This is a genomic window from Brevundimonas sp. FV1ye4L (genome assembly GCF_058681255.1).
The window spans coordinates 129,576-152,595 of record NZ_CM178734.1; the positions used below are offsets into that span (position 1 = coordinate 129,576).

The window sequence follows — 23,020 nt, forward strand, 5'->3', positions numbered from 1 at the left end:
TTCGTCATGAGCGTCATCCTGGAAAAGACCCCCACATCGGCTCTGGTTCTGTTCTCCGGCGGGCAGGACAGCGCGACCTGTCTCGCCTGGGCGCTGGAGCGGTTCGAACGGGTGGAGACGGTCGGCTTCGACTATGGCCAGCGGCACGTCGTGGAGATGGAGGCGCGCCAGGCTGTGCGTGCGGGGATCAAGACGGCCCTGCCGCAATGGGCCGGCCGGCTGGGCGACGACCATGTGGTGGACCTGACCGGCTATGGCCGGATCGCGGAGAGCGCCCTGACCGCCGACCGCAAGATCGAGATGGATGCGCGCGGCCTGCCGACCACCTTCGTGCCGGGGCGCAACCTGATTTTCCTGGTGGCGGCCGCCGCCCTGGCGGATCGGCGCGGGTTGGAGGTGCTGGTCGGCGGCATGTGCGAGACCGACTATTCCGGCTATCCCGACTGTCGCCACGAGACGATGGAGGCCATGGCGCGGGCCCTGTCGCTGGGGCTGGACAAGCCGGTGGTGATCGACACCCCGCTGATGTGGCTGACCAAGGGGCAGACCTGGGACTTGGCCGATCGGATCGGGGGCGAGGCTCTAGTCGAACTGATCATCGAGGACAGCCACACCTGCTATCAGGGCGACCGGACGCATCGGCACGCCTGGGGCTATGGCTGCGGCGAATGCCCGGCCTGCGAGCTGCGTGCGGCGGGGTATGAAGACTGGGTCGCGTCGAAGTGACCTATTCGGCCAAGGAAGTCTTTCTGACGGTGCAGGGCGAGGGCGGACAGGCGGGACGGCCGGCGGTCTTTCTGCGCTTCGCCGGCTGCAATCTGTGGAGCGGGCGCGAGCAGGATCGAGCGAGCGCCGTCTGCAGTTTCTGCGACACGGACTTCGTCGGCGTGGACGGGGACGGAGGGGGCAAGTTCGCCACGGCGGACCTGTTGGCCGATCATGTCGCGGCGATGTGGCGGGGCCGGGAAGGCGATCCGAAATTGGTGGTCTGCACCGGCGGCGAGCCCCTGTTGCAACTGGACCCGCCGCTGATCGCGGCCCTGCACGCGCGCGATTTCGAGATCGCCATCGAGTCCAACGGCACCCTGGCGGCGCCGGACGGGATCGACTGGATCTGCGTCAGTCCCAAGGCGGACGCGGCGGTGATCCAGATCAAGGGGCAGGAGCTGAAGCTGGTATACCCGCAGGCCAAGGCCTTGCCTGAGCGGTTCGAACACCTGGCGTTCGAGCGGTTCTGGCTCCAGCCCATGGACGGCCCCGACCAGGCGGCCAACACCGCCGCCGCTATCGAATACTGCCTGACCCATCCCCAGTGGCGCCTGAGCGTCCAGACCCATAAGTACATCGGCGTCCGCTAATGCCCGTCTTCGAGATCACCAAACAGGCCACCTTCGACGCGGCCCACCACTTCCCCAACGAACCCGAGGGCAGCATCTATCGCCGCGTCCACGGCCACTCCTTTACGGTCGAGGCGACAATCCGCTCCGAGACCCTGGACGTCGAGCACAACTGGGTCGCCGACCTGGGGGCGCTGGACCGGGCGCTGAGGGCGGCTGCGGAGCAGCTGGACCACGGCATGCTGAACGAGCACGAGGGGCTGGAACTGCCCAGCCTGGAGAACCTGTGCCTGTGGTTCGTGAAGACGCTGAAGCCGGACTGGCCGGGGCTTTGCCGGGTGCAGGTGGCGCGACCGACGATCAACGAGCGGTGCGTGCTGAGCCTATAGGCCCAGATTGCGGCGGATCACGCGAAGCGTCGGGTCTTCCGCCTTGCAGGCCGATTGGACCTTACGCCAGTCCTCGGCGGACAGGGCGGGGGCGCCGGGGCGTTCGGCGGCGCGGGCCTCGCGAGCGCGACGGCCGGAGGCCGGGTGGGTGGCGGCGAACTCGGCCGCCTCGGCCAGCTTCTGATCCTCCATCTTCGACAGGCGGTCGAAGAAGGCGGCCATGCCCTTCGAGCTTAAACCCGCTTCGTGCAGCAGGGCGCGGCCCCGTTCGTCGGCTTCGTGTTCGGCCGCGCGGCCGTAGCTGAGGTCAGTCGCCTGGCCGGCCAGGATCACCGCCTGCTGGCCCGCGCCGGAGCCGCCGCCGACCACGGCGTCGAGGATCAGGCCGAAGCCCAGGCTGCGCCACACCGCCTGCATGACGTGGCGCTTCTCGACATGGGCGATCTCGTGGGCGACCACGGCCGCGACCTCGTCGGGGGTGTCGGCCGCGCGGATCAAGTCGTCGGTGACGATGATGGAGCCGCCGGGCAGGGCGAAGGCGTTGATCATCGGCGCCTGGACGGCGCGGATGCGGATGTCGAACACGGTGTCGGCGTTGGAGGCCAGCCGGTCGGTCATGGCCTGGAGCGCGGCCTGACCCTCCTCGCCCTCGCAGCGCGGGAAGAGGGCGTTCATCTGCAGGTCGAAGTTTCGACCCATGTTGCGCTCGTATTCGACCGGCGTCGCCCGGGCGAGCGGACCCGACAGGGCCGGTATGCCGATGAAGACGAAGCCGGTCACGGCCGCCGCCACGACGGCGAGGGCCACGGCCAAGCGTCGCTCGCGCGAGCGGTCGCGGCGGGCGGTCTGTTTGGCCAGCAGACCGCCCGCTAGGGTCCAGTCGGACCGGGACACCACCAGCCGGGCGTCCGGTTCGGCGCTGTGCGACAGGCGGGCCTCGTTCGCCTCGAAGGTCACCGACAGGCCCTTCGACGGCCAGCGACGCTCCTGGCCGTCGACCGACAGGATAACGGCCTCCGCGTCCACGGAGACGACGACCGGATGAGACCGGGCGCTCTTGCCGTCGTAGAAGCGGCCGTCCACTTCAGATCGCCGAGAAGCCGAAGGCGTCGGCCAGGCCCTCGCCCGATCCGGGGCCGCGGCCGGTCTGATGCGCCAGCCCGACCTTGGCCTTGCCCGCGGACTTCAACCGCTGGATCAGGAACCGCGCCGTCCGGGCCTGGGCCCAGGGCATGAGGAAGCCCAGGGTGACGATGATCAGGAACAGGTTGCTGACCGTCAGCCACCACAGGGGCATAGCCTTGACGTCCAGTACGAAGCCGGCGCTGTCCATCGTCACCCCATGAGCGATCGACCGCATCATGGCCGCCTGATAGGGTGCCCAGACCAGCAGGAAGATCGGCGCCAGAACCGCCATGGCGGCATAGACGCCGAGCAAGACCACAACATCGGGCGGTACGGGCGTATCGGGCGTCGGAGCGGGGGCAGCCTGGAGATGGGCGAACGCCACTCCGCTGACGACGACGACCAACAGGATATAGCTCACTGCCGTGCCGAACCAGCCGATGGCGTAGGCGCCATAGACGCCCTTCTTTTCGGCGCGACCCATGCGGAAGGCCAGGCGGCGGTCGCCGAAGCGCAGTCCGTCCCAAAGGGATTCAGACAGCTTGCGCTCGGCGGTCGGCCAGAACCAGCCCACAGTGATGCTGGAAAGTAGCAGATAGCCAAGGAAGTTGACGCCGTAGATGGCGGCGGATCCGGTCAGTCTGAACCGTATCCCGCGCCAGGTCGTGCGGCTGGCCATGTAGCGGAAGGCGCTGAAGACGCCGAAGCCCCAAAGCCAATAGAGGAAGAGATACAGGGGCATGAGCAGCAACCCGAACAGGGCTGGGTGAAGGAACTGTCCGGCGAAGACCACCAGCAACAAGGGCGCGCCCAGGACGACCAGGGCCAGCAGGAAGCCGACGAACAGTTCGACGCCGCGCCCGGTGTATTCGAAGGCCTCGTCGTTCAGCCGGACGCCGCGCCAGACGCGGCGACGCACCTCGGTCTTGCCCCAGAACCGCCAGAGGGTCAGGGTCACGATGTTCAGCAGGCCGTTCTTCAGGCTGAGGCCCAGGAATTTCGACGGCTGCAGCGTGGTGGAGAAGACCAGGGTCTCGGCGCCTTCGTCGGGATCGGAGATCGGACCCAGGGCGTCATGAAGCGGACGCGCCGGCGTCGGCGCGTCTTCGGTGATGTCGGTCAAACTGTCCCCCTACCAATGTCCCCTGCTCTGGATATCCGCAGACAACGCGAGGGTGCAATCGATTAAATCGAAAGCGGGCGTCATCGCCGAGGGAGGCGGCTGACGGGGCGCCTCAGGCGGAGAGCCACTCCACCAGGGCGGCGCTGACCGCCTCGGGCTGTTCCAGGGTGGAGGCGTGGCCGCAATCGGGGATGACGACGAGGCGGGCGCCGGGGACGGCCTCGGCGATTTCCTGTGCGCGGTCCGGCGGCGTCAGCGGGTCGCGGTCGCCGACCAGGACGAGGGTCGGAACCCCGATGTGGGCGAGGTGCGGACGCGAGTCGATCCGCTTGGTGATCGCCGCTTCCTGGCGGATGAAACCGTCTGATCCGACATCGCGGCCCATGCGGATCTGGATGTCGATCAGGTCCTGACGGCCCCGATGGTTTGGATGAAGCAGGTTGGGCGTGACCTGGGCGAGGACCGCTTCCAGTTCGCCGTTCCGAACGCGTTCCATAAGCAGGCGTCGCGCCTCGATCTGTTCAGGGGTGTCTGCTCGGGCCGAGGTGTTGAGCAGGGCCAGTCTCACGACCCGTTCAGGCGCCTGGCGCAGGATCTCCATGGCGATATAGCCCCCCATCGAGATGCCGCCGAGCGCGAAACGGGCTGGGGCGTCGCGCAGGATGGCGGCCGCCATGGCGGCGATGCTGTCGCCCTCGAGCGTCGAGGCGACGGTGACGGGGCCGTGTGGCCACAGGGCGACGGTCTGGCGCGCGAACATTTCGGCCGTGCAGGCGAGGCCGGGGATCAGGACGGTCGGGGTCATTTGAGGACCGTAGCACGAAACCGCTTTCGGGCCGGAAGACGAGAGACTGTGGGATCAGCCGATCAGCAGCTCTTGCCCTGACGCTGGCGCTGTTCGCAGCGGCGTTGTTCGCGCTCGTGGTCGCGCTGCTCGCGTTCGCGACGGGCGCGGGTTTCCTCGTCGGAGGTGGTGACGGCGTCGAAGCCGGCGCCGACGACCGCGCCGCCGGCCTTGGCCGTGCCGCCCACGACGGCGGCGGTTCCGCCGACCACGGCGCCGACGACACAGCCCTGGAGCAACAGCGCAGCGCCCAGAAGGACGGGGAGGGCGGCGGCGCGCAGGGAGCGGCGGTCGGTCATCGGAGATTCTCTCGTGAGATGTCGAGGATACAGCCGAATGGTGAACGGGGCCTGACCGTCGTCGCCCCCAATCAGGCGCTGCGTTGCGGGAGCAGTTTGCGGCGTTGGCGCGCGATGGCCAGCGGGGTTCCGTCCGCACCCCAGGCTGTCGCCTCGTCCACTGTCCAGCCCAGGCCGAGGTCCAGCATTCGGAACTCGAAGAAGGCCCAGCCGTCCGGCGCGGTCTGCGGCGTCGGGTCGGTCAGGATGTCGATGCGCAGATCGACGGTGGTCATGGGCGTGAACGTGGAGGAGGCGGTCCAGGCCGGGGGATAGAGGGCGTCCAGCAGATAGCAGAGCCCGACCTCGTCCAGCGGCCGACGGTCGGCCATCCGCATCCAGGTGCGCTCGATCACCGGCTTGCCCGCATTGCCGCCCAGGATGTTGGGGCCGCCGTCAAAACGGTATTCGACGTGCTGGGCGAAGTGGGGCGACATCGGCCCGTGAATGGTGGCGGCGGGGTTCAGGCTGTCCAGCGGGGGCGGCGGCATATGAAGCGGGGTGAGCGGCGGGTTGTCGCCGTCCAGGCCATAGGTGCCGGTGGCGTGATGGGTCATGCGGCCGTCCTGTTCCGCCTCGACCGCCGCATAGATCACATTGCGGCCGCCCTTCAGCAGGCGCGGGCGAAAGGCGACCTGGTCGCCGAACCGGGCGGCCGACAGATACTGGACCGACAGGGTGCGTAGCGGCGCGGTCAGTGACAGGCCCCGGCGCATCGACTGGGCGCACAGGGCCGCCAGCAGGCCGCCGAAGGGGAAGCCCTTCTCCGGCGCCAGGCCCGAGGGGCCGTTGGAGAAATGACCGGGCACGGGGGCTGATAGACCGCCGTCGTCCAGGGTGTGGAAGGCCAGGGCGGCGTCGAGGGAAATGGGAGTCGTCATGTGAGCCATGGGCGCGATCCTGCGTCAGGCGAAGAAGAGGCGGAAGGCTAAAAGAGAGCCTTCCGCCAGTCGGGAACAAGGGCGACGAACCGGGAGGTCCGTCAGTCCGTTGCGAAACAAAACTGACCTAGCGGGTTCGGTTTGGCAACCCTCTTGCCAAGCGGCTGACGCGGGGTCACTTTTGTCGCATGGGACGCACCGCAGACTACAGCCGCCAAAGCTGCTCCATCGCCGCCACGCTGGAGGTGATCGGCGATCCGTGGACCCTGCTGGTCATCCGCGACGCCTTCAACGGGGTGCGCCGATTCGAGCAGTGGCAGGACAATCTGGGCGTGGCGCGCAACGTATTGGCGGCGCGTCTGAAAAGCCTGGTCCAGCACGGGGTGCTGGAGCCGCGTCCCTATTCCGAACGGCCGCCGCGCAACGAATATGTGCTGACCGCCAAGGGCAAGGATCTGTACGGGGTGCTGGTGACCCTGCACGGCTGGGGCGCCAAACACGTCTATGGCGAGACCGACTGCGGCATCGACATGGTCCACTCGACCTGCGGCCAGACCCTGACGCCGCGCATCGCCTGCGGCTGCTGCGGCGAGATCGTCAAGCCGAGGGAGATCCTGCTGACGCGCGCGGAGAACCGGCCGACGGTGGGGGATGTGATGCCGAAGGACGAGGCGGCTTAGGGGGCGGCCCCCCTTTCAGTTCGGTTGTCCAGCCGCCATCCAATCGTGCATGGCGCGGATCATCTCATCGGTCGGATAGGACCGGATGTCGTCCTCGGAGGAGCCGGCGGCCAATTGGCTTTCCCAGTACCATTCCTGAAATGCGATATATTTGCCTTGTATGAGGGCGGCGCCGATCTTGGGCGCACCAGCCTGTGCGATTAGCCAAGTGCGGACGTGGCGAATAGCCACTTCGAAACTGCCGCCATGAGCGCGGATATCCCAGCCGGAGATATCCGACAGTCCTTTCTGATAGTCGTAGCGGGCATCCTCGAGGACCAGGATGGTCTTGGTGTCGAGCGGCGCTGCGCCTGATTGTCGGCTGCCATAGTCGATGCCCAGTTCGAACGGCATATTCATGCGTGCGAAGTCGCCAGCCTGATCTGCTCGACATCGTGACAGGTCATGGATGCCGAACTTTGAGCCCTTAACTAACTCGACGATACGGTCCAGCCGGGCGGCTCCGTTGTCGGCGTTCTCGGGCGCCAATCGAGGATAGAGGCCCATGAAGACGACGCAGAAAGCGATTGCCTGGAGAATGGACGAATAATCCTCGTCGAACGGACAATTTATGAAGACGGAACGTTCGAAGGGAGGATGCACGCTCATCCCTTAGGCGGATGAGGGTCTTTTCCAAATGAACTGCGTTCGCGAATTCGGCCATCGACCCCGTGGACGTAGAGTTCCGTTTTCTGGTTTCGCGCAATCTCGGCTCCGGCCTTGATCGCGTCTGCTTGAGTGGCGTGTGTACTTGTTGCCCGTACGGCGCCAGCGCGTCGAACGCTCCATCCGCCTGCATGGGGGACAACGTGTTGCCCGTTCTTTGACATAAGAAGCCGCCTCTTTTCGGAGCAATCTCTAGGTGTGCTTGTTGATCATCTTAGATTGATTGAATGTTACCTCGAGATTGCGTGTGACGCCATCTGTTTTCAACGACGAAAGCCGGCCCCACCCTGCGGCGGAACCGGCTCCCGTCATCCCTTGACGCACACCACCTGACGCAGGGTGTGCACGACCTCGATCAGGTCGGTCTGGGCCGCGATGACCGCGTCGATGTCCTTATAGGCCATCGGGGTTTCGTCGATCACCTCGGCGTCCTTGCGGCATTCCACGCCCTCGGTGGCGCGGACGTGGTCCTCGATCGTGAAGCGGCGCTTGGCTTCGGTCCGGCTCATGGCCCGACCGGCGCCGTGCGAGCAGGTGCAGAACGAGTCCGCATTGCCCTTGCCGCGCACGATGAAGGACTTCGCCCCCATAGAGCCGGGGATGATGCCCAGTTCGCCGTCCTTGGCCGACACGGCCCCCTTGCGGGTCAGGAAGACGTCCTTGCCGAAATGCTTCTCCTTCGAGACGTAGTTGTGGTGGCAGTTCACCGCCTCCTGCGTCGTCTCCAGATCCGGCCAGAAGGCCTTCAGCACCCCGAGCACGCTGTCCATCATCACCTCGCGGTTGGCGCGCGCGTACTTCTGCGCCCACGACACCGCCCGCACATAGTCGACGAAGCCGTCCGTCCCTTCCGGGAAGTAAGCCAGGTCCTGGTCGGGCAGGTTGATGTGCCAGCGACGCATCTCGTGCTTGGCCCGTTCGATGAAATAGGTCCCAAACCGGTTGCCCACGCCGCGCGAGCCGGAGTGCAGCATCACCCACACATCGCCCGCCTCGTCGAGGCACAGCTCGATGAAGTGGTTGCCCGTGCCCAGGGTGCCCAGGTGGCCGAAGCCGCGCGGGTGCGCTGCCTTGGGGTGTTTTTCCACCACGGCGTCATAGCCCGCCTTCAGATCGGCCCAGCGCGTCACGGCCGAGGCCGGCGGTTCGGCGGCCCAGGCGCCCTTGTCGTTGCGCCCGCCATTGTCGGTGCGGCCGTGCGGAACGGCGGCCTCGATGGCGGAGCGGATGGCCGACAGGTCGTCGGGCAGGTGTTCGGCGCGGATCGAGGTCCGCACCGCCATCATGCCGCAGCCTATGTCCACGCCCACGGCGGCCGGGATGATGGCCCCCACGGTCGGGATCACCGACCCGACCGTCGCGCCCATGCCCCAGTGCACGTCGGGCATGACCGCGACGTGTTTGTGGATGAACGGCAGCGAGGCCACGTTCTTCAGCTGTTTCAGCGCCGCATCCTCGATGGGCACCCCTCGGGTCCACGCCTTGATCGGCGCGCCCGAGCCTTCGATCACGTCGTAGCCTGACATGGCCGACGTCTCCTTCTCTGTCTGTGATCCTCCCGGACCGGACGGAGAGACGTCGCTTGCGGATACAAGAAACCCCTCCGGCCGGTGGCGGGAGGGGTTGCTGGAAAACCGAAGTCGATGACCGGTCGTTCCCTACCTACCCCTCACGCATGTGCATTCGCCCTGGACCGGCAGTCGGTCCAAGCCCTTGGGCGCATTCATGGGGACGTAGTGGGTGAACATGGGTCTCTCGTCTTCGGAGGTGGGCGTTTACACTTCGAAGTCCGCCTGCACAACCCCGCCGGGCGCGAGGGGGCACAAGAGACCCGCGACCATTACCCCTGCGGCGTAATGAACACCGGGTTGGCGTAGAACCACAGGTCTTTCCAGGGGTCTTCGCCGGCGGGGTCGGGCGTGGGCTCAAGCTCGGCGCCGTTGGCGCCGCGCACGCGGATGTAGCGGGGCGTGGTTGAGGCGGGGAGGGTGTGGCGGATGGTGATGACCTCGCCGTCGCGGGTCCAGTCGGCGGCGGTGAAGCGGCGCTCGACCCGGGTGGAGGGGTTGTGGTCTGCGTCGCGGTCGGGGCGGGGGCCGGTGACGTCGCCGACGATCAGGTCCAGGCGGGCGACGGCGCTGTCCTTGCCCGAGGCGTTGGGGCCGGCGGGGTCGCGAAGACGGATGGTGACGACGACGGGCTGGTTCGCCGGGGCCTTCAGTTCGCCGCCGATGTCCGCCGAACGGCCGCCCGATTGGGCCGTCACGTTCAATTCGGAGATCAGGTCGCCGGTGGTGACGAAGATGCGGCCTTCGCGCAGCCCGTCCAGCACGTCGGCATGGTCGCGGCGGGCCAGGACATAGGTCTTGGAATATTCGCCGGGCCAGAAGTCGACGCCGCCCTCGGTATAGTGGCGGTGCGAATCCGAGGTCGAGGTGACCCACCAGCGGCGGCCCTCGCCCAGCATGGAGTCCCAGAAGCCGCCCAGGCGCGCTGTCATCTGGTCGAAGCCGCCCATGGTCGGGGCGCGGCCATAGATGCCGCGTACGCCGTTGGGCTTGATCGAGCCGTCGGGGTTCAGGGTGGCGGCCTGGTGGCCCGGCGCGCCCTCCATGCCCACAGCCACCTTGGGCGCGGTGTCGTTCCAGTCGCGCAACTCGGCCGGGTCGTACTGGCCGTATTCGCCCAGGCCCGTCGCCGAGCGCGACGGGTGGTTGGCGATCACCACGGGTCGGTCGTTCAGCGCGTCCATGACGCGCAGGGCCTCGATCATGCGCGGCTCCTGATCGCGGGCGGGGTCGGCGGGCCAGGGCTCACGCTTGGCGAAGCGGCTTTCGAGGTCGCGCAGGGTGTCGCGCTCGGCCTCGGTGCGCGGCAGGATCAGGCTGGAGTGATCGCCGCCGGGGGTGTCGAACTCCATGCCGTAGAAGAGCAGCAGGTCGGGGATCTCCTGGCGCGCCATCAGCAGTTCGGGATAGGCTTGTTCGGCGTTCAGCTTGGAATGGTTGGGGCCGCCGTGGTCGGTGGAGACCATCCAGGCCAGGCCGAAACGATGGGCCATGCGGGCGTTCTGGGGGATCGGATGGATGGCGTCGCCGGCGATAATCGCGGTGGGCGGGGCGTCCGGGTTGGCCGGATCGGGCGTGTAGCCGACGCTGTAGCGGCTGTGGACGTGGTGGTCGCCGGCCAGCCAGGTGCGCGCTTCGTCCGTGGCTGCGGCTGCGGCGGGCGCGACCGGCTGGAGTCGGGCCGGATGGTGGTGGTCGTGCCCCTCGTGCGCAAAGGCCGGCGCGGCGATGACGGTCAGGGCGATCAGGATCGCGGCGTGAGGGCGAAGGGTCATGCGACGGGTTCCGGCAGGGTTCGACCCCGCCTAACGGCTCCATATGACAGACTGACGAAAAGCCGGAGCGACAGATGGCGTCCAGGACGAGGTTGAGGGGAATGGATGCTGCCGCTTTCTGGCAGCAGGTCTGCTAAGGATCGCGTCGTGTCCCGGTCCGAACGCCTTCTCGATCTGCTGAACGCCCTGCGGCGGCGTCGCCGGCCGGTCAGCGGTCGTGCGCTGGCCGAGGAGATGGGCGTCAGTCTGCGCACCCTGTATCGCGACATCGCCAGCCTGCAGGCCCAGGGGGCGACGATCGAGGGGGAACCCGGGGTCGGCTATGTGCTGAAGCCGGGGTTCCTGCTGCCGCCTCTGATGTTCACGCCGGAGGAGGTGGAGGCCCTGGTGCTGGGGTCCCGCTGGGTGGCCGACCGGGCTGATGCGCGGATGCGCGAGGCTGCTCTGGGCGCGCTGGCGCGGATCGCGGCAGTGGTGCCGCCCGATCTGCGCGACGAGATGGAGACCTCGGCCCTGTTGGTCGTGCCCGGCGCGCCGTTTCCGACCGATCTGGTCGATCCCGCCCTGCTGAGGAAGGCGATCCGCACCGAGCGGCGGCTGAGGCTCTGTTATCGCGACGAGGCGGGGGCGGCATCGGAGCGGGTGGTCTGGCCCTTCGCCCTGGTCTTCTTCGACCGGGTGCGGCTGCTGCTGGCCTGGTGCGAGCTGCGGCAGGATTTCCGCAGTTTCCGCACCGACCGGATCGTCGAGGCCGAGGTGACGGAGGCCCGCTATCCCGCCCGCCGTCAGGCCCTGCTGAAGACCTGGCGCGAGGCGCAGGAAAGCGCCGAGCGCTCCGCATCATGCTGACAGGAACTGGCAGTAGTCCGGTCTAGGTTTGTTCTCGTAGAAGGCGGAGGGCGAACATGACTGACATCGACGACATTCTTCTGGCGGTGGCCGATCCCGAGGCCAGCGCCCGCTTCTATTCCGGCCTTCTGGGGCGCCGTCCCTTGATGGCCGGGCCGGACCGCGCGCTGTTCATGATGCGCTCGGGCCGGGCGCTGGGCCTGATGCGGCGGGCCGGCGCTGAGGCGGGCGAGGGGCGCGAACTGGAGTTCCCGCTCGACGACCCGGCCGCCGTCGAACAGGCTCATATCGACTGTTGGGACCGGGGCGCGCGCATCCTGATCCCGCCCACGGAGATGGAGGCCGGGCGCGGCTTCGTGGCGCGCGACCCGGACGGACATCGGCTGAGGGTTTACGCCGCCGTTTGAGGCTAAAGCGCTTCCAAGAAGGCGACGAGATCGGCCCGTTCCTGGTGCGTCAGGTCGCGCTTGACCAGCAGGGCGTCGGTGGTGGGGAAGAGCGGATCGTCCGTCTGGTCCGGGCCGGGGCGGGGACGGGCGCCGCCCGCGTCGTAAAAAGCGACCACTCCCTCAAGCGTCGGGAATAGGCCGTTGTGCATCCAGGGGCCCGTGCGGTTGGTGTTCAGCAGGGAGGGCGTTCGGAAGGCGCCGACGTCGGCGGGGTCGCGGGTGCCTTCATAGCGGCCCAGATCCTGACGCGCGCGGCCGTAGAAGCTGAGGCCCAGATTGTGGAATTTCTGGTCGCTGAGCAGGGGGCCGGAGTGGCAGTTGGCGCAGCCGGCCTTGGTGCGGAACAGGTGCAGGCCGCGCAGCTGTTGGTCATTCAGGGCGTCGGCCCGGCCGGCGAGGAAACGGGCGTAGGGGCTGGAGCGGGGCTTCAGGGTGCGCTGGAAGGCGGCCAGGGCCTTGGCGATCCGGTCGGTGGTGACCTCGGACGAGCCGAAGGCCTGGGCGAAGGGGGCGGCGTAGGATGGGTCGGCCGCGATGCGCGCGGTGACCACAGGCAGGTCGGCGGCCATCTCCTTGGCGTCGACGATGGGATGCAAGCTCTGCTCCTCCAGGGTCCTGACCCGGCCGTCCCAGAACAGGCTGGTCGCCCAGGCGGCGGTCGCCACAGATGGCGCGTTGCGCCGTCCCCTTTGGCGGTCATGGCCGAAGGAGGTGCGGACGCCGTCGGCGAAGCCCAGTTCCCGCGCATGGCAGGAGGCGCAGGCGATCTGGCCCGAGGCGGACAGTTTCGGATCCTCGAACAGGCGCCGGCCCAGGGCGGCCTTTTCCGGCGTGGTGGGGTTGTCGGCCGGTTCGGGCGCCGGGGGCAGGGGGGCGAACTCGGCGAAGCTCGCGCCCTCTTGCAGGAGCGGGCGGGGCCAGGTGTCCGGGCCGCCGGCGTAGGCGAGGCGAAGCTCGGCGTCGCTGGACGGCGTCTGAACCCGTGACACCGCCGCCCCCACGCCCAGATGGAGCGCGAGGACGGCGACGACGAGAGTGGTGATGTCGCGGGCGGGCTTCAAGGTGTTCAGTACTTGTATTTCAGCGTGACCCAGATGTTCCGGCCCAGCTGATAGGGCTGGGTCGTCGCGGTCGAGTTGTTGTTCCGGATCGTGTCGAAGAGGTTGTTGACCCGCAGGTCCAGGGTCGTCGTGCCGAACTGGGTGCGGGCGATTTCAGCCTGGAGCGACAGATTGGCATCGACGGAGGCGTCGTAAGTGATCGGGCCATAGACGGCGTAGCGGGCGCCATCGACGGTCATGGTTTCGCCGGTGGCTTCAACTCGGGAAAACTCGTCGCGGAACCGGGCATTAAGATTGGTCAGGACACGTCCGCCCAGCCAGGACGAGCCCCAGTCTGCATTGATGACGATCGGCGAGGCGAAATCTTCGCGCTGGTTGTCGGACAAGGCTTCGAACAAGGAGACGATCCGGCCGTTGTAATAAACCAGCTCAGCGCCATCGACATCGTCGCTTTCTTCGAAGAAAGTCAGGTTGGTCGATTGGGCGCGCGAGAAGTTGGTGTTCAACGCAAGGCTATGACGTCCGAAGTCTCGGTTCCATTCTAGCGAAACGCCGCGATAGTCGGAGTGCCCGTCATTGTTCGGCGTGGTCACCAAGCGTGAGCGGGTTTGGCCCAGTTCGTTGACATAGTTCTCACGGACGGCCGTCGTGGAGAACTGATCCTTGCCGTCGCGGAGTATGCCCTTGATCCGATAGCGACCTCCCAGAAGATCGCCCTGAATGGCCGCAGTCAGTTCGTCGGAATACGGGGTGGCGAGATTATATTGGGAAAAGCGGGTCGCTGTGGTGTCGCCAGTCTGAAACCATGTGTCGCCCCAGACGCCATCGACGGCTTCACGTTCATACTGCAGGGTCTGCAGGCCGTTCTCGCGCACCGCATAGCCCAGGAAGGACTGGCGATAGTAGCGGTTCGCCCCGATGGTCGCTGTCATGCCCCACCAGGGCAGGTGGCGGGCGACGGACAAGCGCGGCGCTATGTTGTGGTTCTCGAGATAGGTTTCATAATCGTACCTCAGGCCGGCCCTGACCTGGAAGCCCGACCAATCGAAGGCATACTCGCTCCACAGTCCGTAGGTCTGCACGGCGGTTTCGCTGCGATAGGCCTGATAGACTTGATGACGGGTCAGGACATACGAACCGGTCACACAGGTCAGCGAATCCTCGTTAGGATCAGCGCAGACGATGTCAGAGGATACGACGCCAGTTTGCCAATTATGATTGGTCTGCGGGCGATTCTTCCTCACCTCGGTTCGGGCGAAATCCAGGCCCAGCTTCAGCTCGCCGCCGCCCAACGGCTGACGCCAGTCAGCCTTTAGCCCGTAATCCTTCTGATTTTGGTCGATGTCGCCCAAGCCGCCGGTCGTGCAGTTGGGGTTTGTGCACCAATCGATCTCCTTAGCCTTGCTCGGCAGGCTGTACTGGACATCAGGGGCTTCGCGGCCGCTGTCTAGATCGGCATAGCTGAGCTGGACGCTCCAGTCGGCGTCGCCGCGCCGACCGCGCAACCGCCCCTTGGTGGTCAATCCGCCGCCCTGTTGATACATCAGGGCGTTGATCGCGACGAGAGAGGCATTGGTGCTTTCATAAGGGCTCCAGTTGATCTGGCCGTCGAAGGTCAGATCGTCGGCGATGTCGTACTCCGCCTTCAGCAGGAAATTCTCCGCCTTGCTGGACTGGCCAAAGTTTCGGTCCACGTATTTAGCGTTTCGATAGTAGGTGACCTCGGAGTCGGAATAGCTGTAGGCGGCGAGCAGACGCAGCCGTTCGTTGACGGGTAGATCGACGGTAAAGCCGTAACGGCTCTTCTCGTAATCAGGCGCTTCGGGCGCGTCGTCGCCAAGTTCGCGACGGACCGAATCCGGCATTCGGAAGCTGGCCATGTCGGTCCGGGTCATGCCGTAATAGGCGGTGACGCCGAAGACTGCGGCCGGCGCGCGGGTCTCTACATCGACCACTCCGCCGAGGAAGCCGCCATACTCGGCTGAGATGTTAGAATCGAGTAGGGTGATCTTTCCGATCAGGCTGGAATCGACCCAGGTTCCCTGAGGCGAGCCCCCGGCGACTTCGTCGATGGCCAGAAGATTACCGGCCTTATAGAGACGCGAGTTCACGCTCACCCCGTCCAGAATGAACTGGTTGTCCAACGGACTGGCCCCGGCGATGGATATCTGGGCCGGACGGATGTCTTGGACGCCTTCGCGGGTCGCCATGCCCTCGTCGTTGCTGAACTGCACTGTCGGGGCCAGTTTCAGCAATTGGTTACCGTCGCCGGAGCCGGGGGCGCGGTCGCGGATCGAGTCGGCGCTGAAGGTCGTTTCGCCGGAGTTGATCGGGGCGCCGTAGCTGTAGGCGGTGGAGGCGCGGGATTCGTCGGTGACGACGACGGTGGGAATGGCGGCGTCGGCTTGATCCGCCTGGTTCTGCGTCTGGCCCTGAGCCTGAGCTGCGCCGGCGAGCAGAAGAGCCGCCGCGCTGGCGGATGAGACGAGTGCGATACGCATGGTGATGAACCCCAGCCCTATTGAAGGGGACGCGGGGTACGCGCGACATGACTTAATTGCAACTCATTATCAGTTGCGTTCTCAACAATCCGGCTCTATCCGGTCGCGCATGCCGTCCGAGTTTGTTTCCCCGTTCGCCAAGGTGGCGACCGGACTGGTCGTCGCGGTCGTTCAGCTGGGTCTGCTGGCGGCGCTTGCGGTCGACGCCGTCCATCCGCCCGCGCCCGACCAGGGCGGGGCTCCGGTGATCGAGCTTACCCTGACGCCGCGTGCGGCCTTCGACAGCGAAAACGGATCGGCGGATTTTATGGCGGCCAAGTCCGCGCCACTCGCCGAGACGGCCCCGAAGCCGACGCCCAGCACGGCGCCTGTCCTGCCGACGCCGACGATCCGGCCGACCCCGGTTCTTGGCCTGGAGACGACACCTGTCGCCGCCCTGACCTCCGTCGCCTCGGCGCCGCTCGCGACGATCCAGACCGAAGGGACGGGCCGGGGTGAGGCGAGCGCAGACGGGGCGCGGGATTCACGGCGGGGTATGACGGGCGGCGGGGCGGCGGCGACGACCGGCGCCAATGCCGGCGCCCAGGTGGACGACTATTACGCCCAGGTCCTGCGCTGGGTGGAGATGCACAAGCGGCACCCCGGCGGGGTCACGGGCATGGTGACGGTGGCCTTCACCCTGGATCGGCGGGGGCGGGTCAGCAACGAGCGTATACTGACCGGCAGCGGCCGGGCCGCGCTGGACGCCGCGACTCTGAGCCAGATCAGGGCCGCAGAGCCCTTTCCCCGGCCGCCGGCCGATACGACCTGGCGGACGCGCGAGTTCCGGGTGCGGCTGGACTATAGGCCGCGCGAGGGCGGGCGATCTGCGCGCTGAGACCTAGACCGCGACGGCCGTCGTGTCGCGGATGAAGCCACCGCCCAGGACGCGGTCGGGGTCGGTCGGGTCGTACAGGGCGCAGGCCTGGCCGGGGGCGACGCCTTCTTCGCCCTCGTCGAAGACGATGCGGACATCACCGTCGATCAGGGCCAGACGGGCGGGCGAGGGCTGGCGGGTGGAGCGGACGCGGGCCAGGACGGGGAGGCCGGACGTGGCGGCCTCCTGGATCGTGGCTTCGTCGCCCAGCCAGTTGGTTTCTTCCAGCGTCAGGGACGCGGTCAGCAGGGCTTCGCGCGGGCCGACGATGACGCGGCGGGTTTCGGGTTCCAGCTTGACGACGAACAGGGGCTCGCCCACCGCGACGTTCAGGCCCCGGCGCTGGCCGATGGTGTAGTCGGTGATGCCGGGATGGGTTCCCAGCACCCGGCCATCCATGTGCACGATCTCGCCGGCCTCGCGCCCCTGCGGACGCAGACGGTCGATCAGGGTGCGATAGTCGCCGGAAGGGACGAAACAGATGTCCTGGCTGTCCGGCTTGGCCGCGATCTTCAGCCCCAGTTCGGCGGCGACGCCGCGCACCTGGGGCTTTTCCAGATCGGCTAAGGGGAAGCGCAGATAGTCGAGCTGGTCCTGGGTGGTGGCGAACAGGAAGTAGGACTGGTCGCGCGAATGGTCGATGGCCTTGCGCATCTGCGAGCGATTGCCGAGGGCGGCGCGGCGGACATAGTGGCCCGTCGCCATGGCCTCGGCGCCCAGGTCGCGGGCGACGTCCAGCAGGTCGCGGAACTTGACCGTCTGATTGCAGCGGATGCAGGGTACCGGGGTCTGGCCCTTCAGATAGGAGTCGGCGAATTGGTCGATGACGGCGTCCTTGAACCGGCTTTCGTAGTCCAGGACATAGTGGGGGATGCCGATGATCTCGGCCGCCAGGCGGGCGTCATGGATGTCCTGGCCCGCGCAGCAGGCGCCCTTCTTCTTCAGGGCCGCGCCGTGGTCGTAGAGTTGAAGCGTTACCCCCACCACGTCATAGCCGGCCTTGTGCAGCAGGGCGGCGACGACGGTGGAGTCCACCCCCCCCGACATGGCCGCGACGATGCGCGCCCCGACCGGCAGGCCCACCGCCGCCCGCGCGCTCTCGACCGCCGCATCCATGTCGGTGCGGCGAATGTCGGGAACGGGGCAGAGGTCTTCGGCCAGGGTCATTGCGGCCATTTAGTGCGTAACCGGCGCGATTTCGAGGCCCGACAAAGAAAAGGGCCGCATCCGTTTCCGGATGCGGCCCTCCTGGGTCGTCTTCGGGGAGAAGCCTTAGGACCGGTAGCTCTGGATCCGCGTCGTGCGCAGACCCTGCATGCCCCATTTGTCGATGGCCTTCTGCCAGGCGAGGAATTCTTCCGCCGTCAGGCGGTACTTCGCCAGGGCGTCGTCAAGACTCAGCAGGCCGCCGCGAACGGCGGCGACGACCTCGGCCTTGCGGCGGATCACCCACCGGTCCGTATTGGACGGCGGCAGATCGTTCAGGGTCAGGGGCGTGCCAGTCGGTCCGACCACGTATTGTTCGCCTTTGCTATTCAGGCGTCGCTCTTGCAACATGGGCTTATGCCTCTTTCACCAACACCGTAGTGTCATGAATGTAGGCCGGGCCCGCTAAGGTCGGTTTAAGCGTCGTGGTGAAGGAACGAATAAAATCCCTCCCTGCCCGAACGACTCTGTAAACCTTCCTTGAGCGACGATTCATTGAAACTAACGCTTACTTACTCGCCGATCAGCGTTTGATGTTGATCAGCTCGGCCAGCATTTCGTCGGCCGTGGTGATGATCTTGGATGAAGCGGAATAGGCCCGCTGGGTCGTGATCAGTCCGGTGAACTCGGCCGACAGGTCAACGGTCGAGCTTTCTAGTTGCTGGGCCGCCACCGTGCCGGCGCCGCCGGTGCCGGCCGCCTTCAGGTTGAAGGTGCCGCTTTCCAGGCTGACGGCGTAGGCGTTGCCGGAAACTTCCTTCAGGCTGTCGGGGCTGGGGAAGGTGGCGATGGCGACCTGGGCGATGCGGCGCATGACGCCGTTGTCGAAGATGGCGGTGACGAAGCCGCTCTCGTCGATGGTGATTTCGCTCAGATTGCCAAAGGCTGTGCCGTTGGTAACGGTCGATTGCACCACCGAGGCAGTGTTCAACTGGCTGAGCCCACCGGCCGAGGTGTTCAGGTCCAGGGTGACGGTCTGAGCCGCGATACCCAGGCCGTCGGCCCATTTGACCTTGCCGTTATCGAGCGGGTCGGCGGGGTCGATGGTGTTGTCGGGATCGGATTCCAGGAAGGACAGGGTCGCCTGTTCCGGATCGTCGAACAGGCCCATTCCGGATGGCCAAGTCTGCATCGTTTCGATGTCGAGACGACCCGACGGGGTGAAGGCGATCAGGCCCGTCTTGATCTGGCCGTTGTTATAAGGGGCGCCGGTGACGACGTCTTCGGCCGGCACCGCCACGATTTCGGCATACCACTGGTTCGGTTCCGCGCTCTTCAGGAAGCGGATTTCCAGATTGCGCTGGCCGCCTTTGGAGTCCGACACCGGGATGTTCATCTTGAAGTCCGGCTTAACGCCTACCGGGTTGTCGTCGTCGGCGTTGTACATCGCCATCGAGTTGACCGAAGGATCGTATTTGGTCTGGGCGATGCCGTCCGTGGCCATGCCGATGTCGGCGAAGTCGATCGCGAACGGCGTGCCCGCAACCGGCGGCGTGCCGCTGGTGGGGGTAATGGTGATTGCTGTGGCCGTCGCCGTGGCTGAACCATTGGTTCCAGCCGAGGGGACAAAGCCGGTCAGGGCGCCCGCCGCGTATGTCGCCGTACCGGTGATTCTGGTGATGCCGGTCTTGATCGTCACTTCATAGGTGTTGGCGCCGGTACGGACATAGGAAACGTCGATATCATGCTCGACCGGAGGCAGGGCGGCGTCTTCGACTCCGTTGTAGCGGTTCGGCGCGGCGGCGCTCGAGACGACCTGGGTAGAACGCAGGTTGGCGTTGACCTGGACGCGGGTCGTGGGTTCAGCCGTACCGCCGACCTGGCCGATATTGATCGAGCGCAGGCGCGAAAGGTCCGACGGATCGGTCGAGATGTCGCCGTTGGAATCGACGGGCCAGCCCTGCAGGTAAAGACCAGCGCTGTTTTTCAGATAGCCGAGGTTATCGACGCGGAAGGCGCCGGCGCGCGTGAACAGGCGCGTATCGGTAGCGCCGACATTCTCAGCCTGGGTGGTGGTGACGAAGAAGCCCTGTCCGCTGACGGCGAGATCGGTGTTCTCGGTCGTGCGCTGGAGCTGACCTTCCTGGCTGATGTACGACCGGGTGGCGGACATGACGCCGCCGGCGGAGAAGGAGCCGCCCGCGCGGGTCTGGCTGTTGACCAGGGTCTGGAACTCGCCCTGCGAGCGCTTGTAGCCGACGGTGTTGACGTTGGCGATGTTCTGGGAAATTGCCGCCAGGGCGGCGGAGTTGGCGGCCAGGCCGGACACGCCGGCCAGCATTGCGCTGTTCAAGCTCATGAATACGCTCCTTGAATGGAAGTCATCGGGAAGGCGGCGGAGCGCATCATGCGGCCGCCTCCTCGGTCGGGACGTCCGGATTCTCCGTATCGTCATTGTCTGCGTCGGCGGCCTTCTCGTTCAGCGAGATGACCGTCGAAAGCGGGAGTATGGAATCGCCGATCACCAGATAGGGGGCGCCGTCGTACATCTCGACGCCGGTGACGCGGCCGCGGATCAGGGCCTGGCTGTCGATCTTGGCGTTCTTGGCGTCGGTGGCCGCGACCTTCAGCGTATAGACGCCGCCGTCCTCGGCCGTGTCGCCGCCGGTCATCTTGCCGTCCCAGGTGAAGTCGTGCAGGCCGATGGTCTTTTCGGGGGCGTCGCCTTCCCAGACCACCTTGCCGGTGCTGTCGACCACCTGAAGCTTCACGTTTTCGGCCGTGGCGCCCAGTTCGTAGCTCCAGGTCGCCTTGCCGTCTTCCAGCGAGGTGGCGGTCCAGGCGGCGGTCACCTGCTTGCCGATATAGTTGGAGGCGTTGTCCAGGCCGCCGGCCGACTGGGCGGCGACCAGGCTGGTTAGCAGATCGTTGGTCAGCAGTTGCTGCTCAACCCCGGCCATCTGGGTCAGCTGGGCGGTGAACTCGTTGGAATCGAGCGGCGACAACGGGTCCTGGTTCTTCATTTGCGTGGTCAGCAGGGTCAGGAAGGTCTCGAAGTTCGAGGCCAGCATCGTCGTGCCGCTGTTCAGGCGGCCGGCGGCGTCGACGGATGAAACGGCGGTGGCCATGGGGTCAGACCCTCACATCGACGCGGTCGCGCGTCTGGGAATGGTTGGTCCAGGCGCCCGGAGGCGGCGTGACGGAAAGATCTGCCTGGTTTGTAAGGCGCGCGGCGCCGGCGAACAGGGATTGACGTTGTTGCTGCTGGCGGTCGAAGCCGCCGCCGGATGACGTGTCGCGCTGGGTGAAGTCGAGCGAGTCGCTGGCGACCTGGAAGCCGGCGTCCTGAAGCTGGCGGCGCAGTTCGTCGGCCCGTCCGCGCAGCTCTGCAGCCGCCGCAGGATTGTCGAAGGCGAGGCGTGCGGCCAGTTGGCCGTCAGCGCCGATTTCCAGGCTGACATCGACGCGGCCCAGATCCTCGGGCGTCAGGACCATGTCGAATCGGGTCGAGCGGCCTTCCAGCTTGCGGGCGATCTGTGCGGCGAGATGGGCCGTCGTCTCGATGGTGGCGCGGGACAGGGACGAGGCGGCGGTCTGGGTCGTGGTGGTCGCGCCGTCGAGCGCGCGGACTTCAGCCGGCGTGTCGACGGGCGTGGTCGGGTCGAGAGGCGCCACTGCGGCGTCGATGAGCGGAGCGGCGGCGGGTGTGACGCCGTCAGTCGCCGGTGCGACCTGACCCAGGCTGGCCTGTCGGGTCTGGCTCATGCTCGAGGCGGCGTCGGCCATGGCGACGTGATCGGTAGCGAGGGTGTCTGATCCGCCCAGCGGCGGCCGAGCGCCACTGGTGGGCGCGGTGTTGTCGAAGGCGGAGTGCAAGGGCGTCGAGGGTGCAGGTGTGGTCGCTGCGCCCTTGGTCGGCGCGGCCTGCGACGACTGAGTGGCCTCGATCAAGGGAGGATCGGTGTCGGAAACATTTTGCTGAGGCGCGTCGGCCTGGGTTTCGATCGCTTTGACCGCTTCGGCGACGGCAAGGTTGGAAACGACGGCGGCCGTCTGGATCGGCATGACGATCTGAGCGGCGGTGGTTGCGGGCTGGGCGGTGATCTTCACCTCAGCCTTGGGCGACGACAGCTCGGTCAGGCGAACCGCCGCGGCGACCTCGGCCTTGGCGGTGTTTGAGGCAGGCGTGGCCGTCGGCTTTTCAGGCGTGACTAACTGGGGAGCTGCGGCGGTTTCAGCCGTCGTTTGGTGGGATGGGTTGGAAATGGTGGGCGCTGCAGCGACGAGAGGTTCTGCCTTGGTTAGAGCAGACTCTGGAGACTGGGGCTGGGCCGCCGCCGCCATTTCAGTCGCGGCAGGCTGCGACGCGGGAGCGGTGTTTGGCGTCAGCGCGGGCTCAACTATGGGCGTGGAGATCGGCGTGGCGTCCACGACCTGCGCCTGGTCTTCGGAGACCGCTTGCAGCGCCGGGGCGGGTTCCCGCGTCGTTTCACTAGGCTTGGCCGTCGTGACGGCGCCGTCGGCCGCAAAATCTAAGGCCAGATCGGCGACGGGGGCTTCTTGGCCGACCTGAGTAGCCGGCGCCGGGGTCGGCCCGGTCGTTTCGGTCACGCCGTCTGTGGCGGCGCCCTCGGATGGCGGGGCCTGAATGGCCACAGGGACGACGATCTGTGGAGCCACTGGTTGAGGGGGGGGCGCGACGTCAGCGGCCTCCAAGGCGGCTTCTGCCGGTTCCGCATCTTGGTCCGACGGCGGGAGGTCGTGCGCCGCCTCCCGCAGGGCTTCGGCCGCAGATTCGGCGGCGAGGTCGGCGGTCAGGTTCGCGGAGTCTTCTGCTTCCACTGCCGCCAAGTCGGTGGTCGAGATTGCCTGCAGAGCGAGACGGCCAGGCGCGCGTTGCGGCGGCTCGGCCTTTGTGGCGCCGGCCTGATCCAGGTCCTGGAAGGCCTCGGCGAGCTTGGAAGAGAACAGATTCGCGGTCTGGCCGTCCTGACCGCTGGGCGCAGCAGCGGGTGTTCCGGCGGAGGCCGGAGGCGCTGAGGCGAACAGGGCGAATGCGGACGACATGGGGCGCAGGCGACTTTCAGGTCTGGGCGGCGCCTGCTGCGCCTGATTATTCGAACCGCCTGTCGCAAGGGGCGGGCCAGTTTCGTGGACGTTGATATTGCGGGAGAAAATCGACCATGGCGGAAGGGCTGGGCGGTCGGAGAGGCGTTTCTTGCCGTCCTTCGCTACTTTTTGCCCGGCAGCGAATGCAACGGGCCTGTGTCGAGTTCGTCAGGAAGCGGAGTCTTGGATTTCGCTATCGACACATTTGGCCCGAGGTTTGCGCA

Annotated in this window: 23 protein-coding genes; 7 read left to right on the forward strand and 16 right to left on the reverse strand. The window is 66.7% G+C overall.

Annotation, left to right across the window (positions count from 1 at the left end):
* The first annotated feature begins 6 nt into the window (after positions 1-6).
* From queC to ACW17X_RS00565, 3 genes are read left to right on the forward strand one after another with little or no spacing between them, the layout of a single operon-like run.
* Positions 7-726, forward strand: a complete 720-nt coding sequence (gene queC, locus ACW17X_RS00555) for a 7-cyano-7-deazaguanine synthase QueC (RefSeq protein ID WP_492098938.1) — start codon at positions 7-9, stop codon at positions 724-726.
* Positions 723-1,358: a 7-carboxy-7-deazaguanine synthase gene (queE, locus tag ACW17X_RS00560; RefSeq protein ID WP_492098939.1), complete on the forward strand. Its 636-nt coding sequence runs from the start codon at positions 723-725 to the stop codon at positions 1,356-1,358. Before queC ends, queE begins: the two co-directional genes overlap by 4 nt.
* Complete coding sequence (locus tag ACW17X_RS00565; protein WP_492098940.1) at positions 1,358-1,726, forward strand: 6-pyruvoyl trahydropterin synthase family protein; 369 nt, start codon at positions 1,358-1,360, stop codon at positions 1,724-1,726. The genes queE and ACW17X_RS00565 overlap by 1 nt, the downstream gene beginning before the upstream one ends.
* Here ACW17X_RS00565 and ACW17X_RS00570 read toward each other — a convergent pair.
* The 5 genes from ACW17X_RS00570 to ACW17X_RS00590 form a co-directional block, all read right to left on the reverse strand.
* Entirely contained in the window at positions 1,721-2,809 is a 1,089-nt protein-coding gene (locus ACW17X_RS00570) for a M48 family metallopeptidase (protein WP_492098941.1), read from the reverse strand. The two genes, ACW17X_RS00565 and ACW17X_RS00570, sit on opposite strands and share 6 nt — an antisense overlap.
* A 1-nt stretch (position 2,810) precedes the next feature.
* Complete coding sequence (locus tag ACW17X_RS00575) at positions 2,811-3,974, reverse strand: YjgN family protein (protein WP_492098942.1); 1,164 nt, start codon at positions 3,972-3,974, stop codon at positions 2,811-2,813.
* Positions 3,975-4,086: 112 nt separating this feature from the next.
* On the reverse strand, positions 4,087-4,779 hold the full coding sequence (locus ACW17X_RS00580; protein ID WP_492098943.1) for an alpha/beta fold hydrolase: 693 nt from the start codon (positions 4,777-4,779) through the stop codon (positions 4,087-4,089).
* A gap of 62 nt (positions 4,780-4,841) precedes the next feature.
* A complete protein-coding gene (locus ACW17X_RS00585) occupies positions 4,842-5,117 on the reverse strand; it encodes a hypothetical protein (protein WP_492098944.1) in 276 nt (91 codons plus the stop codon).
* 71 nt (positions 5,118-5,188) lie between these two features.
* Positions 5,189-6,046 (reverse strand): acyl-CoA thioesterase, encoded by an 858-nt coding sequence (locus ACW17X_RS00590; RefSeq protein ID WP_492098946.1) that lies wholly within the window; start codon positions 6,044-6,046, stop codon positions 5,189-5,191.
* A gap of 179 nt (positions 6,047-6,225) precedes the next feature.
* Here ACW17X_RS00590 and ACW17X_RS00595 point away from each other — a divergent pair, with 179 nt between their 5' ends.
* Positions 6,226-6,717 carry a winged helix-turn-helix transcriptional regulator gene (locus ACW17X_RS00595; RefSeq protein WP_426025019.1) on the forward strand — a complete coding sequence of 164 codons (492 nt, stop codon included), beginning with the start codon at positions 6,226-6,228 and terminating at the stop codon, positions 6,715-6,717.
* A 15-nt stretch (positions 6,718-6,732) separates the two neighbouring features.
* Here the strand turns inward: ACW17X_RS00595 and ACW17X_RS00600 are convergent, their stop codons facing one another.
* The 4 genes from ACW17X_RS00600 to ACW17X_RS00615 all read right to left on the reverse strand — a co-directional run bounded on the left by ACW17X_RS00600 (position 6,733) and on the right by ACW17X_RS00615 (position 10,765).
* Positions 6,733-7,365 carry a hypothetical protein gene (locus tag ACW17X_RS00600; RefSeq protein ID WP_492098947.1) on the reverse strand — a complete coding sequence of 211 codons (633 nt, stop codon included), beginning with the start codon at positions 7,363-7,365 and terminating at the stop codon, positions 6,733-6,735.
* Complete coding sequence (locus ACW17X_RS00605) at positions 7,362-7,586, reverse strand: DUF2188 domain-containing protein (RefSeq protein ID WP_492098950.1); 225 nt, start codon at positions 7,584-7,586, stop codon at positions 7,362-7,364. The genes ACW17X_RS00600 and ACW17X_RS00605 overlap by 4 nt, the downstream gene beginning before the upstream one ends.
* A gap of 144 nt (positions 7,587-7,730) precedes the next feature.
* Positions 7,731-8,948 carry an RtcB family protein gene (locus tag ACW17X_RS00610; protein WP_008262927.1) on the reverse strand — a complete coding sequence of 406 codons (1,218 nt, stop codon included), beginning with the start codon at positions 8,946-8,948 and terminating at the stop codon, positions 7,731-7,733.
* 314 nt (positions 8,949-9,262) lie between these two features.
* On the reverse strand, positions 9,263-10,765 hold the full coding sequence (locus ACW17X_RS00615) for a CehA/McbA family metallohydrolase domain-containing protein (protein WP_492098952.1): 1,503 nt from the start codon (positions 10,763-10,765) through the stop codon (positions 9,263-9,265).
* 147 nt (positions 10,766-10,912) lie between these two features.
* On the opposite strand from ACW17X_RS00615, the gene ACW17X_RS00620 reads away from it, so the two are divergent.
* Positions 10,913-11,614: a helix-turn-helix transcriptional regulator gene (locus ACW17X_RS00620; protein WP_492098954.1), complete on the forward strand. Its 702-nt coding sequence runs from the start codon at positions 10,913-10,915 to the stop codon at positions 11,612-11,614.
* Between the two features lie 56 nt (positions 11,615-11,670).
* Positions 11,671-12,021 carry a VOC family protein gene (locus ACW17X_RS00625; protein ID WP_492098956.1) on the forward strand — a complete coding sequence of 117 codons (351 nt, stop codon included), beginning with the start codon at positions 11,671-11,673 and terminating at the stop codon, positions 12,019-12,021.
* 2 nt (positions 12,022-12,023) lie between these two features.
* On the opposite strand, the gene ACW17X_RS00630 is transcribed toward ACW17X_RS00625, so the two are convergent.
* Entirely contained in the window at positions 12,024-13,124 is a 1,101-nt protein-coding gene (locus ACW17X_RS00630; RefSeq protein ID WP_492098958.1) for a cytochrome-c peroxidase, read from the reverse strand.
* Between the two features lie 5 nt (positions 13,125-13,129).
* Complete coding sequence (locus tag ACW17X_RS00635; RefSeq protein WP_492098961.1) at positions 13,130-15,625, reverse strand: TonB-dependent receptor plug domain-containing protein; 2,496 nt, start codon at positions 15,623-15,625, stop codon at positions 13,130-13,132.
* A gap of 109 nt (positions 15,626-15,734) precedes the next feature.
* Between ACW17X_RS00635 and ACW17X_RS00640 the strand changes: the two genes are divergently transcribed.
* The gene (locus tag ACW17X_RS00640; protein WP_492098963.1) at positions 15,735-16,502 is read left to right on the forward strand and encodes an energy transducer TonB family protein; all 768 of its coding nucleotides are present in this window, start codon (positions 15,735-15,737) and stop codon (positions 16,500-16,502) included.
* Positions 16,503-16,505: 3 nt separating this feature from the next.
* Here the strand turns inward: ACW17X_RS00640 and mnmA are convergent, their stop codons facing one another.
* From mnmA to ACW17X_RS00665, 5 genes are all read right to left on the reverse strand, one after another.
* A complete protein-coding gene (mnmA, locus tag ACW17X_RS00645; RefSeq protein WP_492098965.1) occupies positions 16,506-17,717 on the reverse strand; it encodes a tRNA 2-thiouridine(34) synthase MnmA in 1,212 nt (403 codons plus the stop codon).
* Between the two features lie 96 nt (positions 17,718-17,813).
* Positions 17,814-18,098: a CtrA inhibitor SciP gene (gene sciP, locus ACW17X_RS00650; RefSeq protein WP_026108337.1), complete on the reverse strand. Its 285-nt coding sequence runs from the start codon at positions 18,096-18,098 to the stop codon at positions 17,814-17,816.
* 172 nt (positions 18,099-18,270) lie between these two features.
* A complete protein-coding gene (gene flgE, locus ACW17X_RS00655) occupies positions 18,271-20,046 on the reverse strand; it encodes a flagellar hook protein FlgE (RefSeq protein ID WP_492098967.1) in 1,776 nt (591 codons plus the stop codon).
* 46 nt (positions 20,047-20,092) lie between these two features.
* The gene (locus ACW17X_RS00660) at positions 20,093-20,815 is read right to left on the reverse strand and encodes a flagellar hook assembly protein FlgD (RefSeq protein ID WP_492098969.1); all 723 of its coding nucleotides are present in this window, start codon (positions 20,813-20,815) and stop codon (positions 20,093-20,095) included.
* Between the two features lie 4 nt (positions 20,816-20,819).
* Positions 20,820-22,754, reverse strand: coding sequence for a flagellar hook-length control protein FliK (locus tag ACW17X_RS00665; protein ID WP_492098971.1), 1,935 nt, complete (start codon positions 22,752-22,754; stop codon positions 20,820-20,822).
* Positions 22,755-23,020: the final 266 nt, after the last annotated feature.

Bases quoted from the DNA above. Each gene is read 5' to 3' on its own strand.
- flgE (WP_492098967.1), bottom strand. From the start codon at position 20,046: ATGAGCTTGAACAGCGCAATGCTGGCCGGCGTGTCCGGCCTGGCCGCC.
- queC (WP_492098938.1), top strand. From the start codon at position 7: ATGAGCGTCATCCTGGAAAAGACCCCCACATCGGCTCTGGTTCTGTTC.
- ACW17X_RS00595 (WP_426025019.1), top strand. From the start codon at position 6,226: ATGGGACGCACCGCAGACTACAGCCGCCAAAGCTGCTCCATCGCCGCC.
- ACW17X_RS00590 (WP_492098946.1), bottom strand. From the start codon at position 6,046: ATGGCTCACATGACGACTCCCATTTCCCTCGACGCCGCCCTGGCCTTC.
- ACW17X_RS00605 (WP_492098950.1), bottom strand. From the start codon at position 7,586: ATGTCAAAGAACGGGCAACACGTTGTCCCCCATGCAGGCGGATGGAGC.
- ACW17X_RS00665 (WP_492098971.1), bottom strand. From the start codon at position 22,754: ATGTCGTCCGCATTCGCCCTGTTCGCCTCAGCGCCTCCGGCCTCCGCC.
- ACW17X_RS00600 (WP_492098947.1), bottom strand. From the start codon at position 7,365: ATGAGCGTGCATCCTCCCTTCGAACGTTCCGTCTTCATAAATTGTCCG.
- ACW17X_RS00640 (WP_492098963.1), top strand. From the start codon at position 15,735: ATGCCGTCCGAGTTTGTTTCCCCGTTCGCCAAGGTGGCGACCGGACTG.
- ACW17X_RS00625 (WP_492098956.1), top strand. From the start codon at position 11,671: ATGACTGACATCGACGACATTCTTCTGGCGGTGGCCGATCCCGAGGCC.
- ACW17X_RS00615 (WP_492098952.1), bottom strand. From the start codon at position 10,765: ATGACCCTTCGCCCTCACGCCGCGATCCTGATCGCCCTGACCGTCATC.
- ACW17X_RS00660 (WP_492098969.1), bottom strand. From the start codon at position 20,815: ATGGCCACCGCCGTTTCATCCGTCGACGCCGCCGGCCGCCTGAACAGC.
- ACW17X_RS00565 (WP_492098940.1), top strand. From the start codon at position 1,358: ATGCCCGTCTTCGAGATCACCAAACAGGCCACCTTCGACGCGGCCCAC.
- ACW17X_RS00635 (WP_492098961.1), bottom strand. From the start codon at position 15,625: ATGCGTATCGCACTCGTCTCATCCGCCAGCGCGGCGGCTCTTCTGCTC.
- ACW17X_RS00585 (WP_492098944.1), bottom strand. From the start codon at position 5,117: ATGACCGACCGCCGCTCCCTGCGCGCCGCCGCCCTCCCCGTCCTTCTG.
- ACW17X_RS00610 (WP_008262927.1), bottom strand. From the start codon at position 8,948: ATGTCAGGCTACGACGTGATCGAAGGCTCGGGCGCGCCGATCAAGGCG.
- sciP (WP_026108337.1), bottom strand. From the start codon at position 18,098: ATGTTGCAAGAGCGACGCCTGAATAGCAAAGGCGAACAATACGTGGTC.
- ACW17X_RS00580 (WP_492098943.1), bottom strand. From the start codon at position 4,779: ATGACCCCGACCGTCCTGATCCCCGGCCTCGCCTGCACGGCCGAAATG.
- mnmA (WP_492098965.1), bottom strand. From the start codon at position 17,717: ATGGCCGCAATGACCCTGGCCGAAGACCTCTGCCCCGTTCCCGACATT.